14 protein-coding genes and 1 tRNA gene are annotated in these 16,544 nt (G+C 67.9%); 8 read left to right on the forward strand and 7 right to left on the reverse strand.

The window, feature by feature from the left end; translation table 11 throughout:
• Positions 1-11 precede the first annotated feature (11 nt).
• The 4 genes from arsC to AC5Y5O_RS11270 all read right to left on the reverse strand — a co-directional run bounded on the left by arsC (position 12) and on the right by AC5Y5O_RS11270 (position 3,133).
• The gene (arsC, locus tag AC5Y5O_RS11255; RefSeq protein WP_096289839.1) at positions 12-359 is read right to left on the reverse strand and encodes an arsenate reductase (glutaredoxin); all 348 of its coding nucleotides are present in this window, start codon (positions 357-359) and stop codon (positions 12-14) included.
• Positions 360-1,340 (reverse strand): ribose-phosphate diphosphokinase, encoded by a 981-nt coding sequence (locus AC5Y5O_RS11260; RefSeq protein WP_096289838.1) that lies wholly within the window; start codon positions 1,338-1,340, stop codon positions 360-362.
• Positions 1,341-1,443: 103 nt separating this feature from the next.
• Positions 1,444-2,931, reverse strand: coding sequence for a bifunctional UDP-N-acetylglucosamine diphosphorylase/glucosamine-1-phosphate N-acetyltransferase GlmU (gene glmU / locus AC5Y5O_RS11265; protein ID WP_096289837.1), 1,488 nt, complete (start codon positions 2,929-2,931; stop codon positions 1,444-1,446).
• 130 nt (positions 2,932-3,061) lie between these two features.
• A tRNA-Gln gene (locus AC5Y5O_RS11270) sits at positions 3,062-3,133 on the reverse strand.
• A gap of 227 nt (positions 3,134-3,360) precedes the next feature.
• Between AC5Y5O_RS11270 and AC5Y5O_RS11275 the strand changes: the two genes are divergently transcribed.
• Positions 3,361-3,954 carry a TetR/AcrR family transcriptional regulator gene (locus AC5Y5O_RS11275; protein WP_036472997.1) on the forward strand — a complete coding sequence of 198 codons (594 nt, stop codon included), beginning with the start codon at positions 3,361-3,363 and terminating at the stop codon, positions 3,952-3,954.
• 32 nt (positions 3,955-3,986) lie between these two features.
• Here the strand turns inward: AC5Y5O_RS11275 and AC5Y5O_RS11280 are convergent, their stop codons facing one another.
• Positions 3,987-4,646 carry a DUF1295 domain-containing protein gene (locus tag AC5Y5O_RS11280; RefSeq protein ID WP_500025186.1) on the reverse strand — a complete coding sequence of 220 codons (660 nt, stop codon included), beginning with the start codon at positions 4,644-4,646 and terminating at the stop codon, positions 3,987-3,989.
• Positions 4,647-4,739: 93 nt separating this feature from the next.
• Positions 4,740-6,101 (reverse strand): diaminopimelate decarboxylase, encoded by a 1,362-nt coding sequence (lysA, locus tag AC5Y5O_RS11285; RefSeq protein WP_500025189.1) that lies wholly within the window; start codon positions 6,099-6,101, stop codon positions 4,740-4,742.
• 119 nt (positions 6,102-6,220) lie between these two features.
• On the opposite strand from lysA, the gene mfd reads away from it, so the two are divergent.
• The 7 genes from mfd (at position 6,221) to AC5Y5O_RS11320 (ending at position 15,579) form a co-directional block, all read left to right on the forward strand.
• Positions 6,221-9,913, forward strand: a complete 3,693-nt coding sequence (gene mfd, locus AC5Y5O_RS11290) for a transcription-repair coupling factor (protein ID WP_500025192.1) — start codon at positions 6,221-6,223, stop codon at positions 9,911-9,913.
• Positions 9,910-11,061, forward strand: a complete 1,152-nt coding sequence (locus tag AC5Y5O_RS11295) for a nucleoside triphosphate pyrophosphohydrolase (protein WP_500025194.1) — start codon at positions 9,910-9,912, stop codon at positions 11,059-11,061. Before mfd ends, AC5Y5O_RS11295 begins: the two co-directional genes overlap by 4 nt.
• A gap of 269 nt (positions 11,062-11,330) precedes the next feature.
• The gene (locus AC5Y5O_RS11300) at positions 11,331-12,062 is read left to right on the forward strand and encodes a lytic transglycosylase domain-containing protein (RefSeq protein ID WP_330977991.1); all 732 of its coding nucleotides are present in this window, start codon (positions 11,331-11,333) and stop codon (positions 12,060-12,062) included.
• Positions 12,063-12,139: 77 nt separating this feature from the next.
• Positions 12,140-13,429: a phosphopyruvate hydratase gene (gene eno, locus AC5Y5O_RS11305; RefSeq protein WP_342926809.1), complete on the forward strand. Its 1,290-nt coding sequence runs from the start codon at positions 12,140-12,142 to the stop codon at positions 13,427-13,429.
• A 35-nt stretch (positions 13,430-13,464) separates the two neighbouring features.
• Complete coding sequence (locus AC5Y5O_RS11310; protein WP_096289831.1) at positions 13,465-14,160, forward strand: FtsB family cell division protein; 696 nt, start codon at positions 13,465-13,467, stop codon at positions 14,158-14,160.
• The gene (locus tag AC5Y5O_RS11315; RefSeq protein ID WP_096289830.1) at positions 14,153-14,644 is read left to right on the forward strand and encodes a DUF501 domain-containing protein; all 492 of its coding nucleotides are present in this window, start codon (positions 14,153-14,155) and stop codon (positions 14,642-14,644) included. The genes AC5Y5O_RS11310 and AC5Y5O_RS11315 overlap by 8 nt, the downstream gene beginning before the upstream one ends.
• Positions 14,635-15,579: a Ppx/GppA phosphatase family protein gene (locus tag AC5Y5O_RS11320; RefSeq protein WP_096289829.1), complete on the forward strand. Its 945-nt coding sequence runs from the start codon at positions 14,635-14,637 to the stop codon at positions 15,577-15,579. Before AC5Y5O_RS11315 ends, AC5Y5O_RS11320 begins: the two co-directional genes overlap by 10 nt.
• 226 nt (positions 15,580-15,805) lie before the next feature.
• Here the strand turns inward: AC5Y5O_RS11320 and AC5Y5O_RS11325 are convergent, their stop codons facing one another.
• Positions 15,806-16,486, reverse strand: a complete 681-nt coding sequence (locus AC5Y5O_RS11325; protein WP_096289828.1) for a response regulator — start codon at positions 16,484-16,486, stop codon at positions 15,806-15,808.
• Positions 16,487-16,544: the final 58 nt, after the last annotated feature.

A 16,544-nucleotide genomic window follows, 5' to 3' on the forward strand; every position in this document is an offset into this window, starting at 1 on the left:
CGCGAGCCGTCTCACAGAATCTCGTGGACCGCGTCGATCGGACGGGCCAGCCGGGTGCCCTTGTCCGTCACGACGAATGGGCGCTCGATCAGGATCGGGTGCTCGGCCATCGCATCGAGCAACTCGTCATCGGACGCGTCGGCCAGCCCGAGCTCGGCGTACAGCGATTCACGCTTACGCACCGCGGTGCGCGCGTCGATACCGGCGTCGCGGATCATCTTGACCAACTCGGCGCGCGACGGCGGAGTCTTCAGGTACTGGACGACGGTGGGCTCTAACCCGTTGTCCCGCAACAACTCCAGCGTCTTGCGCGAGGTGCTGCACTTGGGATTGTGGTAGATGACAGCCTCGGCAGCCATCTAAGCGTCTCCGTCGAATAGTCCTGTGACAGAACCGTTTTCGAATACCGCACGAATCGTGCTGGCCAGCAGCGGCGCGATCGACAATACCGTGAGCTGAGGAAAGCGCTTCTCCTCGCCGATCGGCAGCGTGTTCGTGACGATGACCTCCCGGGCACCGCAGGAGGCCAGCCGCTCGGCGGCCGGGTCCGACAGCACGCCGTGGGTCGCCGCGACGATCACGTCGGTGGCGCCGTCTTCAATCAGCAGGTTGACCGCGCCGGCGATCGTGCCACCGGTGTCGATCATGTCGTCGATCAGCACGCAGGTGCGGCCCTCTACCTCACCGACGACGCGGTTGGAGACGACCTGGTTGGGCACCCGCGGGTCGCGGGTCTTGTGAATGAAGGCCAGCGGGACGCCACCCAGCGAGTCGGCCCACTTCTCGGCGATGCGCACCCGGCCGGAGTCGGGGGAGACCACGACCATGTTGCCGTCGGGGTAGTTGTCCTTGATGTAGGTGGTCAGCAGGGTCTGGCCGCGCATGTGGTCGACGGGCCCGTCGAAGAAACCCTGGATCTGGTCGGTGTGCAGGTCGACGGTGACGATCCGGTCGGCGCCGGCGGTCTTGAGCAGGTCGGCGACCAGCCGGGCCGAGATCGGCTCGCGGCCGCGATGCTTCTTGTCCTGGCGGGCGTAGGGATAGAACGGCATGACGGCGGTGATCCGCTTGGCGCTGCCGCGCTTGAGCGCGTCGATCATGATCAGCTGTTCCATCAGCCAGTTGTTCACCGGCGCCGGATTCGACTGCAGGACGAAGGCGTCGCAGCCGCGCACCGACTCGTGGAAGCGCACGAAGATCTCGCCGTTGGCGAACTCCCGCGCCGTCTGCGCGGTGACGTGCACGTCGAGTTCCTTGGCGACCTGCTCGGCCAGCTCGGGGTGCGCCCGGCCGGAGAACAGCATCAGATTTTTGCGGTTATCGGTCCAGTCGTGGCTCACCGTGCTGCCCTCGCCGTTCGGGATCGAAAATTGGAAATGCCCATCGTACGTAGCGAATGGTACGGAAGGACGGCCGGGTTGCCAGGCACCAAATTCATGGTGTCTATTCGGGTTCGGACGGCTCAGCAGCCGTCGTAGCTTGCTGGGCGGCCTTGTCCGCTGCCTGCGCGGCGGCACTGCCTGGACGTTTCCGTTGCACCCAGTTCTCGATGTTGCGTTGCGGGCCGGCGGAAACCGCCAATGCCCCCGGCGGCACGTCGTCACGCAACACGGTGCCCGCCCCGGTGTAGGCGCCGTCGCCGACGGTCACCGGTGCGACGAACATGGTGTCCGAGCCGGTGCGCACGTGTGAGCCGACGGTGGTGCGCCGCTTGGTCTGACCGTCGTAGTTGACGAACACGCTGGACGCCCCGATGTTGCTGTGCTCGCCGATGTCGGCGTCGCCGACGTAGGTCAAGTGCGGCACCTTGGTGCCGGTCCCGATGCTGGAGTTCTTGACCTCGACGAAGGCGCCCAGCTTGCCGTCGGCTCCCAGCACGGTGCCGGGGCGCAGGTAGGTGTACGGGCCGACCGTCGCGCCGCTGCCGATCGACGCCGAGTCGCCATGCGTGCGGATCACCGAGGCGCCGTCGCCGACGGTGACGTCGGTCAGCGTGGTGTCGGGGCCGACGACGCAGCCGCCCCCGATCTGGGTGCGGCCCAGCAGCTGGGTGCCCGGGTGCACGACGGTGTCGCGGCCGATCGTCACGTCGACGTCGATCCAGGTGGTGGCCGGATCGATCACGGTCACGCCGGCCATCTGATGGGCGGCGACGATGCGGCGGTTGAGCTCGGCGCCCAGCGCGGCGAGCTGGACGCGGTTGTTCACCCCGGCGACCAGCGCGCTGTCGTCGACGTGGCGGGCGTGCACCGGCAGGCCGTCGCCGCGCAGGATCGCGATGACGTCGGTCAGGTACAACTCCTGCTGGGCGTTGTCGGAGCTCAGCCGGCCGAGCGCTGAACGCAGCGCCGCGGCGTCGAAGGCGTAGACACCGGCGTTGACCTCGCCGATCTTGCGCTGCGAGTCCGTCGCGTCGGCTTCCTCCACGATCGCCATCACTTGGCCTTGCCGGGGGTCGTCGTGGGTGCGCAGAATGCGGCCGTAGCCGAATGGATCGCGCATCGTGGTGGTCAGCACCGTCGCGGCGGCCGAGACGGCGTGGTGGGTCGCGACCAGATCGGCCAGGGTGTCGGCGTCCAGCAGCGGAGTATCGCCCGAGGTGATCACGACGATGCCGGCGTAGTCCTGCGGCAGCGCGGACAGGCCGCAAAGCGCGGCGTGGCCGGTGCCGCGGGGGCGGTCCTGCAGGGCGACGTCGATCGGACGGCCCAGGGTCTCGGCGAGGTTGGCCACGATGGGTGCGATGCGCTGGTGTTCATGGCCCAGCACCACGACCAGCCGCTGCGGCGCCACCTTGGCGATCGCGTGCAGGGAGTGCGACAACATGCTGCGGCCGCCGATGGTGTGCAGCACCTTGGGGGTATCCGAGCGCATCCGGGTGCCGGGCCCGGCCGCTAGAACGACGACCGCAGTGTCACCGCGAAACGACATCGACTCTCCTCGTGCTGTGTCCCACGCCGGGCGGAACGCGCAAGCACCGCCACGCCGTCAAGACTGTCATTCACCTGCACCGGTGGCAAAAATCTCATCCCGTGCCCCCTGGCAGAACCAGCAACCGAAGCTCCGTCGCCAGGACTCGAACCTGAACTATCTGAACCAAAATCAGAGGTGCTGCCGATTACACCACGACGGACTGCAGATCACGGCCGACGGCGGCTAACCGCCAACCGCGCCACCAAGACTTTAGTCTGACGACGATGCGGACCGCTTGCGGTCCGTTGAGGAGTGGACACTTCAGCGCAGACGGTGTGCGAGACATTGGCGGCCCGCCGTCGAACCCGGGCAATTTCACCAGGTGAAACCGATACCCTGAGTAACGTGGCAGCCCCGGACAAAGAAGTGCGCGCGCCACGCGCCCGGATGACCGGCAGCGAGCGACGACACCAGTTGATCGGCATCGCGCGCTCACTTTTCGCCGAACGTGGCTACGACGGCACCTCGATCGAGGAGATCGCGCAGCGCGCCAACGTGTCCAAGCCCGTCGTCTACGAGCACTTCGGCGGCAAGGAGGGCCTGTACGCCGTCGTCGTCGACCGGGAGATGTCGGCGCTGCTGGACGGGATCACCTCGTCGCTGACCAACAACCGGTCCCGGGTGCGGGTCGAGCGCGTCGCGCTGGCGCTGCTCACCTACGTCGAGGAACGCACCGACGGCTTCCGCATCCTGATTCGCGACTCGCCCGCCGCGATCAGCACAGGCACCTACTCCAGCCTGCTCAACGACGCCGTCGGGCAGGTGTCCTCGATCCTGGCCGGCGACTTCGCCCGCCGCGGCCTGGATCCGGATCTGGCGCCGCTGTACGCGCAGGCGTTGGTGGGTTCGGTGTCGATGACCGCGCAGTGGTGGCTGGACACCCGGGAGCCCAAGAAAGAAGTCGTGGCCGCGCATCTGGTCAACCTGATGTGGAACGGCCTGACCCATCTCGAATCCGACCCCCGGCTGCAAGACGAGTAGCGCGCGAGCCAGCTCTGACCGCTCCGCGCGGCTCAGTCGACGGCAACCGGCCGAGCTGCGGGCCGGAGCAGGCGTGGCAACAGCATGCCGGTGCGGGCCCGGTAGGCGGCTAAGCCGGGAAGCCGCGACATGGAGCGGTCCTTCTTGATCATGTTGCGGATGAAGAACCCGAAGATCCACGCGAAATTGACGACGAACGGGACCCAGTGCCAGGAGATGATCGCGAAACCCATATAGGTCAAGATCTCGCCGAGATAGTTCGGGTTGCGGGTGCGGGCGAACAGGCCGGTGTCGATCAGACCGGAGCGCACCTGCAGGGTGTAGTACTTCTGCGCGTCGGAGACGTAATGCAGAAAGATCCCGAAGGTGAAAATCGAGACGCCGAGGCCGACCGCCCAGGCCGGCACGTCGGGGTGCAGCCAGGCCAGCAGTATCGGCGCGGCGTAGTACCCGGCGAGCGGAAAGAACACGAACACGATGCCGATCCAGATCGGCACCTGCTCGGCGAAACGGCGATCCGGGTAGGTGCGGCCCTTGATGAGCCACAGTATCGAGTAGGTGCCGTGCATCCCCAGGTACAGCCACATCGCGGTGGAGAAGTTGCCGAAGGTCAGCATGGCCGCCACCGTCACCGGAATGACCAGCGCCTTGTGCACATTGATGAACAGGCCGGTAGGCCGCGTTAGCGCCATACGCCGAAGCTAAGCCGGCGAACGCGCCGGTGGCAGGGGCGGAAGGCCTTTGCGCCAGGGCCATCGGTCAGCATCCGAGGGCCCCGGCCCGATTCAACCGCAGTCGCGTGCGAGCAGATCGGCGACCGTCTCGCGGCGAACCAGTTGCCGAACCCGACCGTCCTTGACGGCCACCAGCGGCGGCCGGCACACCATGTTGTAGTTCGACGCCATGCTGTGGTGATACGACCCGGTGCACGCCACGGCCAGCAGGTCACCGGGATGCAGGTCCACCGGCAACTCGATATCGCGGGCGATCTCGTCGCCGGCCTCGCAGTGCCGGCCGGCCACCGTGACCCGCTGCTTGAGCCCCACCGAATGGCGGTTGGCCAACGTGACCGTGTACTGCGCGCCGTACAACGACATCCGGGGGTTGTCGCTCATGCCGCCGTCGACCGCGACGAAGGTGCGCCCACCCGGCTGCGTCTTGATCGAGCACACGCGATACAGCGTCACGCCGGCCCGGCCGCTGATCGCGCGACCGGGTTCCACCACGAGCCTCGGCCGCGGGAAATGCTGCCCGGCGCAGGCCTCGTCGAGTGCGTCTTCGAGGACGACGGCCAGGTCGTCGAGGTCGAGTTCGCGATCGCCCGGCAGGTAGGGGATCGCGTGGCCGCCGCCGATGTTCAGCTCGGTGAGGATGATTCCGTGCCGGGCCCGGATGTCGGCCATGGCGGCGATTGCCCGGTGGATGGCCTCGCCGTACAGCGCGGGGTCGGTGACCTGTGAGCCGATATGGCAGTGCAGCCCGACCAGGTCGAGGATCGGGTGCGCCAGCACTCGCCGCACCGCGTCGGCGGCATGATCCCCGGCGAGCGTGAAGCCGAATTTCTGGTCGCTGATACCGGTGGTGACCGCGCAGCGCCCATGGATGTCTTGCCAGGTGGGGGGGTCCGGGGTCACCCGGATCAGCACCGGTTGACTCTTGCGGGCGCATCCCGCCAAGTACGCGATCTCGATGCAGGAGTCCAGCACGACGCGCCCCACCCCGGCGTGCACCGCCTGCCGCAACTCCTCGGGCGATTTCGCGTTGCCGTGCATGATGATCCGGGCCGGATCCACCCCACCGGCCAGGGCGACCGCCAGCTCGCCGGCCGAGCAGACGTCGACGCCCAGGCCTTCTTCGCTGGCCCAGCGCGCCACCCCCGTGGTCAGCAGAGACTTTCCGGCGTAGACGATCTCAGCGATATTGGAGTCGCGCAGCACCTTGCGGTAACGGCGGGCGCGGTAGCGGAAATCTGTTTCGTCGATCACATAGGTGGGGGTGTGGAACTCATCGGCGATATCTGTCAGGGGTACGTTGCCGATGCAGAGCCGGCCGTCCTCGTCGGAATGCGTAGTGACAGGCCAGATCGCGGGATCCAGCCGTCGGGGCGCCGCCCGGCCAATCGAGGGCAACATGTCAAGCAATGTCATGACTTCAAAGTGCGCCCGGCCGGGCCCGCATGGCGGAATCCTTACGATCCCTTGACGGCCCCCGGCGCAATATCGACGTTGTTCGGTGCACTTTTCGCCGCACCTAGAATGGGTGCATCATGACCGCACCGGGGCCTGCTCGCCCAGAAACCCCGATCGCGGGGCTCGTTGAATTAGCGCTGACGGCGCCCACTTTCCAGCAGCTGGCCGCGGATGCGGCCGCTGCGCCGGCCCAACTGAACCTGGTCGGCCCGGCCAGCGCGCGCCTGTTCGTCGCCAGCGCCCTGGCGCGTCGCGGGCCGCTGCTCGTGGTCACCGCCACCGGGCGGGAAGCCGACGATCTGGGTGCCGAGCTGCGCGGCGTGTTCGGCGAGGCGGTGGCGGTGTTCCCGTCCTGGGAAACCCTGCCGCACGAACGCCTTTCGCCCGGCGTCGACACCGTCGGCGCCCGCTTGATGGTGCTGCGCCGGCTCGCGCATCCCGACGACACCACCCTGGGTCCGCCCTTACAGGTGGTGGTGACCGCCGCGCGTTCGCTGTTGCAGCCGATGACGCCGCGGCTGGGTCTTGTGGAACCGCTCACATTGCGCGCCGGCGTGGAAGTCGAATTCGAGAGCGTGATCACCCGGCTGGTCGAACTGGCCTACACCCGGGTCGACATGGTCGGCCGGCGCGGTGAATTCGCCGTTCGCGGTGGCATTCTCGACGTCTTCGCGCCCACCGCCGAACACCCGGTGCGCATTGAGTTCTGGGGCGACGAGGTCAGCGAGATGCGGATGTTCGCGGTCGCCGATCAGCGGTCCATCCCGGAGATCGAGGTCGACACCTTCGTCGCCGTCGCCTGCCGTGAATTGCTGCTGACCGACGACGTGAAGGCCCGGGCCGCCGAGCTGCTGTCCCGCCATCCGGCGGCCGAGGGCGCGATCACCGGCAGCGTCTCCGACATGCTGGCCAAGCTGTCCGAGGGCATCCCGGTCGACGGGATGGAGGCGCTGCAATCGGTGCTTCATCCCCCGGAAGATTCGGAAAATGGGGCTCATGCACTGCTGACCGATCAGCTGGCCGACGGCACCCCGGTGTTGCTGTGCGACCCGGAAAAGGTGCGCAGCCGCGCCGCCGACCTGATCAAAACCGGCCGCGAATTCCTCGAGGCGTCCTGGTCGGTCGCGGCGATGGGCACCTCAGAAGATCAAGCGCCGGTCGACGTCGAGGAACTGGGTGGGTCGGGCTTCGCCGAGCTGGACGATGTGGCGGCCGCCGCGGCCCAGGCCGGTCACCCGTGGTGGACGCTGAGTCAGCTGTCCGACGAGTCGGCGGTCGAGCTGGAGGTGCGGACGGCGCCGTCGGCCCGCGGCCACCAGCACGACATCGAAAGCATCTTCGCGATGCTGCGCGCGCACGTGTCCACCGGCGGCTACGCCGTGATCGTCGCCCCCGGAACCGGTACCGCCCATCGTGTGGTGGAGCGGCTGGCCGAGTCCGACACCCCCGCCGCCATGCTGGACTGCGGTGCGGCGCCGCAGCCGGGCGTCGTGGGTGTACTCAAGGGACCGCTGCACGACGGCGTCGTGATTCCCGGCGCCAACCTCGTCGTCATCACCGAGACCGACCTGACCGGCAACCGGGCGACGTCGCCGGAAGGCAAGCGGCTGGCGGCCAAGCGGCGCAACACCGTCGACCCGCTGGCGCTGACCGCCGGCGACCTGGTGGTCCACGACCAGCACGGCATCGGGCGGTTCGTCGAGATGACCGAACGGACCGTCGGCGGGGCCCGTCGCGAATATCTGGTGCTGGAATACGCCTCGAGCAAGAGGGGCGGCGGTTCCGACAAGCTGTATGTCCCGATGGACTCGCTGGACCAGCTCTCCAGGTACGTGGGCGGGCAGGCGCCGGCGCTGAGCAAGCTCGGTGGCAGCGACTGGACCAACACCAAGACCAAGGCCCGTCGCGCGGTGCGCGAGATCGCCGGCGAGCTGGTGTCGCTGTACGCCAAGCGGCAGGCCAGCCCCGGCCACGCGTTCGCTCCGGACACCCCGTGGCAGGCCGAGATGGAGGACGCGTTCGGTTTCACCGAGACCGTCGACCAGCTGACCGCGATCACCGAGGTCAAGTCCGACATGGAGAAGCCGATCCCGATGGACCGGGTGATCTGCGGTGACGTCGGCTACGGCAAGACCGAGATCGCGGTGCGGGCGGCATTCAAGGCCGTCCAGGACGGCAAGCAGGTCGCGGTGCTGGTGCCCACCACGCTGCTCGCCGACCAGCATTTGCAGACGTTCAGCGATCGGATGGCCGGCTTCCCGGTGACCGTCAAGGGGTTGTCCCGCTTCACCGACACAGGCGAGTCCCGCGCCGTGATCGACGGCCTGGCCGACGGGTCGGTGGACGTCGTGATCGGCACGCATCGACTGCTGCAGACCGGGGTGCGCTGGAAGGACCTGGGCCTGGTGGTCGTCGACGAGGAGCAGCGCTTCGGCGTCGAGCACAAGGAACACATCAAGAGCCTGCGCACCCACGTCGACGTGCTGACGATGAGTGCCACCCCGATCCCGCGCACCCTGGAGATGAGCCTGGCCGGGATCCGCGAGATGTCGACGATCCTGACGCCGCCCGAAGAGCGCTACCCGGTGCTGACCTATGTGGGCCCGCACGACGACAAGCAGGTGGCGGCGGCGTTGCGGCGCGAGTTGCTCCGCGACGGCCAGGCGTTCTACGTGCACAACCGGGTCAGTTCGATCGACTCGGCCGCGGCCCGGCTGCGCGACATGGTGCCGGAGGCGCGTGTCGTGGTCGCGCACGGCCAGATGCCCGAGGAGCTGCTGGAACGCACCGTGCAGGGGTTCTGGAACCGCGACTACGACATCCTGGTGTGCACCACGATCATCGAGACCGGCCTGGACATCTCCAACGCGAACACGCTGATCGTCGAGCGCTCCGACACCTTCGGGCTGTCCCAGCTGCACCAGCTGCGGGGCCGGGTCGGCCGCAGCCGGGAACGTGGCTACGCCTACTTCCTCTATCCGCCGCACGTGCCGTTGACCGAGACGGCCTACGACCGGTTGGCGACCATCGCCCAGAACAACGAGCTGGGCGCCGGGATGGCCGTCGCGCTGAAGGACCTCGAGATCCGCGGCGCCGGCAACGTGCTCGGTGTCGAGCAGTCCGGGCACGTCGCCGGGGTCGGCTTCGACCTGTATGTGCGGTTGGTGGGCGAGGCCGTCGAGGCGTACAAGGCGGCCGCCGACGGGGAGACCGTCAGCACCGCCGAAGAGCCCAAAGATGTGCGCATCGACCTGCCGGTGGACGCGCACCTGCCGCCGGACTACATCGCCAGTGACCGGCTGCGGCTGGAGGGTTACCGCCGCCTGGCCGCCGCGCCCGACGACGCGGCCGTCGACGCCGTCGTCGAGGAGCTGACCGACCGCTATGGCGCGCTGCCCGAACCGGCCCTGCGGCTGGTGGCGGTGGCGCGGTTGCGGCTGCTGTGCCGCGCTTCGGGCATCACCGAGGTATCGGCCCCATCTGCGGCGACGGTGCGGCTGTCGCCGATCACGCTGCTAGATTCTGCCCAGGTGCGGCTCAAGCGGATGTATCCGGCCGCCAACTACCGGGCCACGACGTCCACGGTGCAGGTTCCGATTCCGCGAGCCGGCGGCTCCACCAGTTTGGGAGGCGCGCCGCGGCTTCGCGATGTCGAGTTGGTGCAGATGGTGGCCAACTTGGTGACGGCTTTACAGGGGAAACCGCAGCAAGAAATTGGTATAACGAGTTCGTCACCTGCGCCGATGACCAGGGAGGAGCGACAAGCGTGATCGTCGTGTTGTTCGATCCCCGTCGGCCATCTCTGGTACCCGTCGAGGCGATCGAGCACCTGACCGGTGAGATCCAGTACACCGAGGAGATGCCCGTCGCGGTGCCCTGGTCGTTGGCTTCCGCGCGTCCGGTGGACACCGGGGGCCCCGATGATCCCGCGCCGGTGTTGCTGTCGTCGGACCCCGAGCACCCCGCCGTGACCGCGCGGCTGGCCGCCGGCGCCCGGCTGATCTCGGCGCCGGACACGCCGCGCGGTGAACGTCTCGTCGACGCCGTCGCGATGATGGACAAATTGCGGACCGCCGGGCCGTGGGAAAGCGAGCAAACCCACGATTCCCTGCGCCGGTTCCTGCTGGAGGAGACCTACGAGCTGCTGGACGCGGTCCGCAGCGGCAACGCCGAGGCGCTGCGCGAAGAGCTCGGAGATGTGTTGCTGCAGGTGCTGTTCCATGCCCGCATCGCCGAGGAGGCGCGCCAGTTCCCGTTCGACATCGACGACGTCGCCGCCACGCTGATGCGGAAGCTGGGCAACCGTGTGCCGGGAGTGCTTGCAGGACAATCGATTTCGCTCGAAGAACAACTGGCCCAATGGGAAGAGCGCAAAGCCGCGGAGAAACCCCGCAATTCGGTGATGGATGACGTCCATACCGGCCAGCCGGCGTTAGCGCTGGCGCAGAAGGTGATTGCGCGCGCGCATGCGGCCGGCTTGCCCGCCGATCTGATTCCCGCCGAGATCACCTCCGTCTCGGTGTCGACGGATGTCGACGCGGAAAGTGTGCTGCGGACCCGCGTTCTGGAATTCGTGGACATGGTCCGCGCGGTCGAGCGCTCGATCGCCGCCACGCGCCGCGGGGACACCGTGCCCGAAGAGTTCGACGTGGCCCCGCTGGGCGAGGTCACCGAGGCGGAGTGGCGCGAGCACTGGCCATCCGAGGTGGCCGCCGAACTCGAGCCCGAGGCAGCGGACGAGGACTTCGAGGACGAGGACGTCGACGCTGATTCGGAACACGACGAGTCCGAAGACGAGTCCGAGGACGACGAGTCCGAAGACGACGATGGGAGCGAGGACGCGCAGACCGACGGCGAGACCGGCAAAGAATCCAAGAAGTCCGGCAAAGGCACCAAGCGGAGCCGAGACCGAGGCTGATGCCGGTTTGAATCGCGTTCGCATCTTTACCGGTCAGCGATCGCCGCGATGTTTGCCGTTTTCCGTGGTCACCACGGGTAATGTGGCTTGTGAGTTGGTGAATCCCGGTAGTCAGCACTGTTCGCGCTTTGCTAGCCAGGGCAAGCGGCAGCTAAGCGACGAACTGACCGAAACCGCGTTCGCCGGCTCAATGCGACCGGATACTCCGAAAGGTCATGGGACGATAATCATTGGGTGACGTTGGTGTAGGGGAAGTTAAGGGGAACGTGGTGTCGCCGAGGCGCTGGTTGCGGGCGGCCGCCGTGATAGGCGCGACCGCGATGCTGATGGCCTCCAGCTGCACCTGGCAACTCAGCCTGTTCATCCCCGCGGGTGTGCCGCCGCCATTCGGGGATCCGGTGCCCGCGGTGAACACTCACGCCAGCGGCCGGCCCGCAGATCAGTTGCGGGACTGGGCGCGGCCTCGCGCCGCGGCCCTGGAAATCCCGCTGATCGCCCTGGAGGCTTACGCGTACGCGGCCCGCGTCGCCGAGGTGGAAAACCCGAAGTGCCACATCGCGTGGACGACGCTGGCCGGCATCGGGCAGGTCGAGAGCCACCACGGCACCTATCGCGGCGCCACGCTGTCGCCCAACGGGGATGTGAATCCACCAATCCGGGGTGTCCAGCTGGACGGCAGCGGTGGCAACCTGCGCATTGTCGACGCCGCGCAAGACACCACGGACAGCCAGCCCGCGATAGCCCGCGCGATGGGGCCCATGCAGTTCATTCCGGAGACCTGGCGGCTGTACGGGGTCGACGCTCACAACGACGGCCGTCTCAGCCCGGACAACATCGACGATGCCGCCCTGGCGGCGGCAGGGTACTTATGTTGGCGCGGAAAGGATCTCGCGACGGCCCGTGGATGGGTCACCGCGCTGCGCGCCTACAACAACTCCGGGGTCTACGCACGTGCGGTCCGGGACTGGGCGACCGCCTATGCGGCGGGTCACCCGCTGTAGAAGGATGAACCACTGTCCCAGGCTTTAGGCTGAAGGCCGTCCCGGGGCAGGCATCAGCTACCAGCAAGGAGATCCTAGTGCCGATTATCGAGCAGGTCGGGGCCCGCGAGATCCTCGATTCCCGAGGTAACCCGACCGTCGAGGTCGAGATAGCCCTGATCGACGGAACCTTCGCCCGCGCGGCGGTGCCGTCCGGCGCGTCGACGGGCGAGCACGAGGCCGTCGAGCTACGCGACGGCGGCGAGCGCTACGGCGGCAAGGGCGTGGACAAGGCCGTGCAGGCCGTGCTCGACGAGATCGGCCCGGCCGTGATCGGACTCAATGCCGACGACCAGCGGCTGGTCGACCAGGCGCTGGTGGATCTGGACGGCACCCCCGACAAGTCCCGGCTCGGCGCCAACTCGATCCTGGGGGTGTCACTGGCCGTCGCCAAGGCCGCAGCCGATTCGGCCGAGCTGCCGCTGTTCCGCTACCTCGGCGGGCCCAACGCGCACATCCTGCCGGTGCCGATGATGAACATCCTCAACGGCGGCGCGCACGCCGACACCGGGGTCGACGTCCAGGAGTTCATGGTGGCGCCGATCGGCGCGCCGAGCTTCAAGGAAGCGCTGCGCTGGGGTGCCGAGGTGTACCACTCGCTGAAGTCGGTGCTGAAGAAGCAGGGCCTGAGCACCGGGCTGGGTGACGAGGGCGGTTTCGCGCCCGACGTCGCGGGCACCAAGGCGGCGCTCGACCTGATCCTGTCGGCGATCGAAGCGACCGGCTTCAAGACGGGATCCGACGTGGCCCTGGCGCTCGACGTGGCGGCCACCGAATTCTTCACTGACGGTGAGGGTTACAGCTTCGAGAAACAGACCCGCAGCGCCGAGCAGATGTCCGAGTTCTACGCGAGCCTGCTCGACACCTACCCGCTGGTTTCCCTCGAGGATCCGCTGTCCGAGGACGACTGGGACGGATGGGTGGCGTTGACGACGGCCATCGGTGACCGCGTCCAGATCGTCGGAGACGACCTGTTCGTCACCAACCCGGAACGCCTCGAAGAAGGCATCGAACGCGGTGCCGGCAACGCGCTGCTGGTCAAGGTGAACCAAATCGGCACGCTGACCGAGACGCTGGACGCCGTCGCGCTGGCTCACCACAGTGGGTACCGCACGATGATGAGCCACCGCAGCGGCGAGACCGAGGACACCACGATCGCCGATCTGGCGGTCGCCGTCGGCAGCGGGCAGATCAAGACCGGCGCGCCGGCTCGCAGCGAGCGGGTCGCCAAGTACAACCAGCTGCTGCGCATCGAGGAAGCCCTCGGTGACGCCGCCCGCTACGCCGGCGATCTGGCCTTCCCGCGCTACGCACTGGATGTGAAATAGCTTGACAGTCAACGGAAAACACGGCTAGGCGTCCGATGCCCGACGCGAAACGGCCAGATCCGAAGCGCCGCTCCCCGGCATCGCGCCCGGGGAAGGCCGGCGATTCGGTCCGGCGGGGTCGGGCCGCCAAACCGTCGTCCAAGCCGTCGTCGCGCACGTCGAAACTCACGCAGAACGCCGCCGCTGCCCGCACGACGGCCGAGCACATCGTCGAACCCATCAAGCGCCAGATCGCCGAGTCCGTCGAGCAGCGATCCGAGCAGCGGCTCGGTTTCACCGCGCGGCGCGCGGCGGTGCTGGCCGCAGTGGTGTGCGTGCTGACGTTGACGATCGCGGGACCCGTGCGCACCTATTTCGCGCAGCGCACCGAGATGGCGCAGCTGAACGCCAGTGAAGCGGCGCTGCGCCGGCAGATCGCCGACCTCGAGCAAAAGAAGGTCAAGCTCGGCGATCCGGCGTATATCGCGGCGCAGGCCCGCGAGCGCCTGGGCTTCGTGATGCCGGGGGACACGCCGTTCCAGGTCCAGCTTCCCCCCGGCGCGGCGGCGTCCCCCCAGCCGGGCGCCGAGACGGCGAAGCCGTCGAGCAGTGCGCCGTGGTACTCCTCGCTGTGGCACACCATCGCCGACGCGCCGCACCTGCCACCGGCCAGTACTCCGGGGCCGCCGGCCGGACCCGGGCAGTCCGCGCCGCCGCCGGAATCACCGAAGCCCACGAGTCCCGGTGGTTGATCGTGCCGACTCCGAAGCGGTGGCACGCCAACTCGGTCGCGAGCCGCGCGGTGTGCTGGAGATCGCCTACCGGTGCCCCAACGGCGAGCCCGGCGTGGTTAAGACCGCGCCGAAACTTCCTGACGGAACACCGTTTCCGACGTTGTATTACCTGACGCATCCCGCGCTCACCGCGGCCGCGAGCAGGCTGGAGACCACGGGGCTGATGCGGGATATGACCGAGCGGCTGGGGACGAACCCCGAACTGGCCGCCGCGTATCGACGGGCACACGAGTCGTATCTGGCCGAGCGGGACGCGATCGAACCGCTCGGGACGACGTTCTCCGGCGGCGGGATGCCGGATCGGGTCAAATGCCTGCACGTGCTGATCGCGCATGCGCTGGCCAAGGGGCCCGGGGTCAATCCGCTGGGCGACGAGGCGGTGGCGTTGCTGGCCGCCGAGCCGGCCATGGCCACGATCCTGGACGGTGAGTTGTGGCGCTGAGAGCAGCCGGTGTCGACTGCGGCACCAACTCGATCCGGTTGCTGATCGCCGACGTCTCCGACGGGCGGCTGACCGACGTGCACCGCGAGACCCGGATCGTGCGCCTTGGTCAGGGTGTCGACGCCACGGGTCAGTTCGCCCCCGAGGCGATCGAGCGAGCCAGGGTCGCGCTCGCCGACTATGCGGAGCAGATGAAAGCCCATGGCGTGCAACGGGTTCGGATGGTTGCTACCTCGGCCGCCCGCGATGTAAGCAACCGCGACGACTTCTTCGCGATGACCGCCGGCGTGCTGGGCACGGTGCTGCCCGGCACCCTCGCCGAGGTGATCACCGGAGCCGAAGAGGCCGAGCTGTCGTTCCGCGGCGCGGTCGGTGAATTAGACAGCGCCCGTGGGCCTTTCGTTGTCGTCGACTTGGGCGGTGGCTCGACAGAGATTGTGCTGGGCGCCGACCGGGTGATCGCGAGCTACTCGGCCGACATCGGCTGCGTCCGGCTGACCGAACGTTGCCTGCACTCCGATCCGCCGACGCCCGCGGAAGTGGACGCCGCGCGTGCGTTCGTGCGCGAGCGGCTCGAGCCCGCGCTGCGGTCCGTACCGGTCGAGGGAGCCCGGACCTGGGTCGGACTGGCCGGCACGATGACCACGCTGTCGGCGCTCGCGCACAACATGGCGACCTATGATGCTGCGGCCATTCATCTTTCGCGGGTCACCGGCGATGACTTGGTGGCGGTGTGCGAGAAGCTGATCGGCATGACACGAGCGCAGCGCGTCGCACTGGCGCCGATGCACGAGGGTCGCGCTGATGTGATCGGCGGCGGCGCGATCGTGGTGCAGGAGCTGGCCCGTGAATTGCGCGCCCGGGCCGGTATCGACGAGTTGACGGTCAGCGAGCATGACATCCTCGACGGCATCGTGCTCTCGATCGCCGGGTAAGTTCACACCAGTCACCCCCGCCCCTGGAATTCGGCACACTTTTTGCCCGCCTCACAGCGACAACTGTGGCGGGTGTGAGACCGGTGTGGCACTGTTCCGCTTCAAGGAATCAAACTCCGCTATGTGCTCACGTGGCAGCTGGCGCTTGCGTGGCGGGCAGCGGCGAAGTTGTCGCTATGAGGCGGGCAAAACGCTTATTCCTCGGGCGGCGTGTGACAGATTCGGCTTAGGCCTCGAAGCGGTAGCCCATGCCCGATTCGGTCAGCAGGTGTTTGGGATGCGACGGGTCGTCTTCGAGTTTGCGCCGCAACTGAGCGAGATATACACGCAGGTAATGGGTTTCGGTGGCGTACGCCGGGCCCCACACCTCTTTGAGTAATTCCTCGCGGCCGACCAGCTTCCCGCGATTGCGCACCAGCACCTCGAGCATGCCCCATTCGGTCGGGGTGAGGTGCACCTCGGCGCCGTTCTTGGTCACCTTCTTAGCGGCCAGGTCGACGGTGAACGTGTCGGTTTCGACCACCGGCTCGTCCAACTCGGAGGCTGCGGCGTTGCGGCGCACCGCGGCCCGCAGCCGAGCCAGAAATTCGTCCATCCCAAAGGGTTTCGTGACGTAGTCGTCAGCACCGGCGTCCAGCGCCTCGACCTTGTCGGAAGAGTCGGTGCGCGCGGACAACACGATCACCGGCGCCGTCAGCCACCCGCGCAGACCGGCGAGCACTTCGATACCCGAGACGTCGGGCAGGCCGAGATCGAGGATCACCACGTCGGGTTTGTGTTCGGCCGCGGCGCGCAGGGCGCCGGCACCGGTCGCCGCGGTGACGACCTCGTAACCACGCACCGACAAGTTGATGCGCAGCGCACGCAGAATGTGCGGCTCGTCGTCGATCACCAGGACCCGGGTCATCAGCGCCGCTCCTCCTCATCGCTGCGCTCTGCATCGTCGCCGGCGCGGGTCATCAGCG

The sequence above is a fragment of the Mycobacterium sp. NGS40 genome (genome assembly GCF_059812735.1).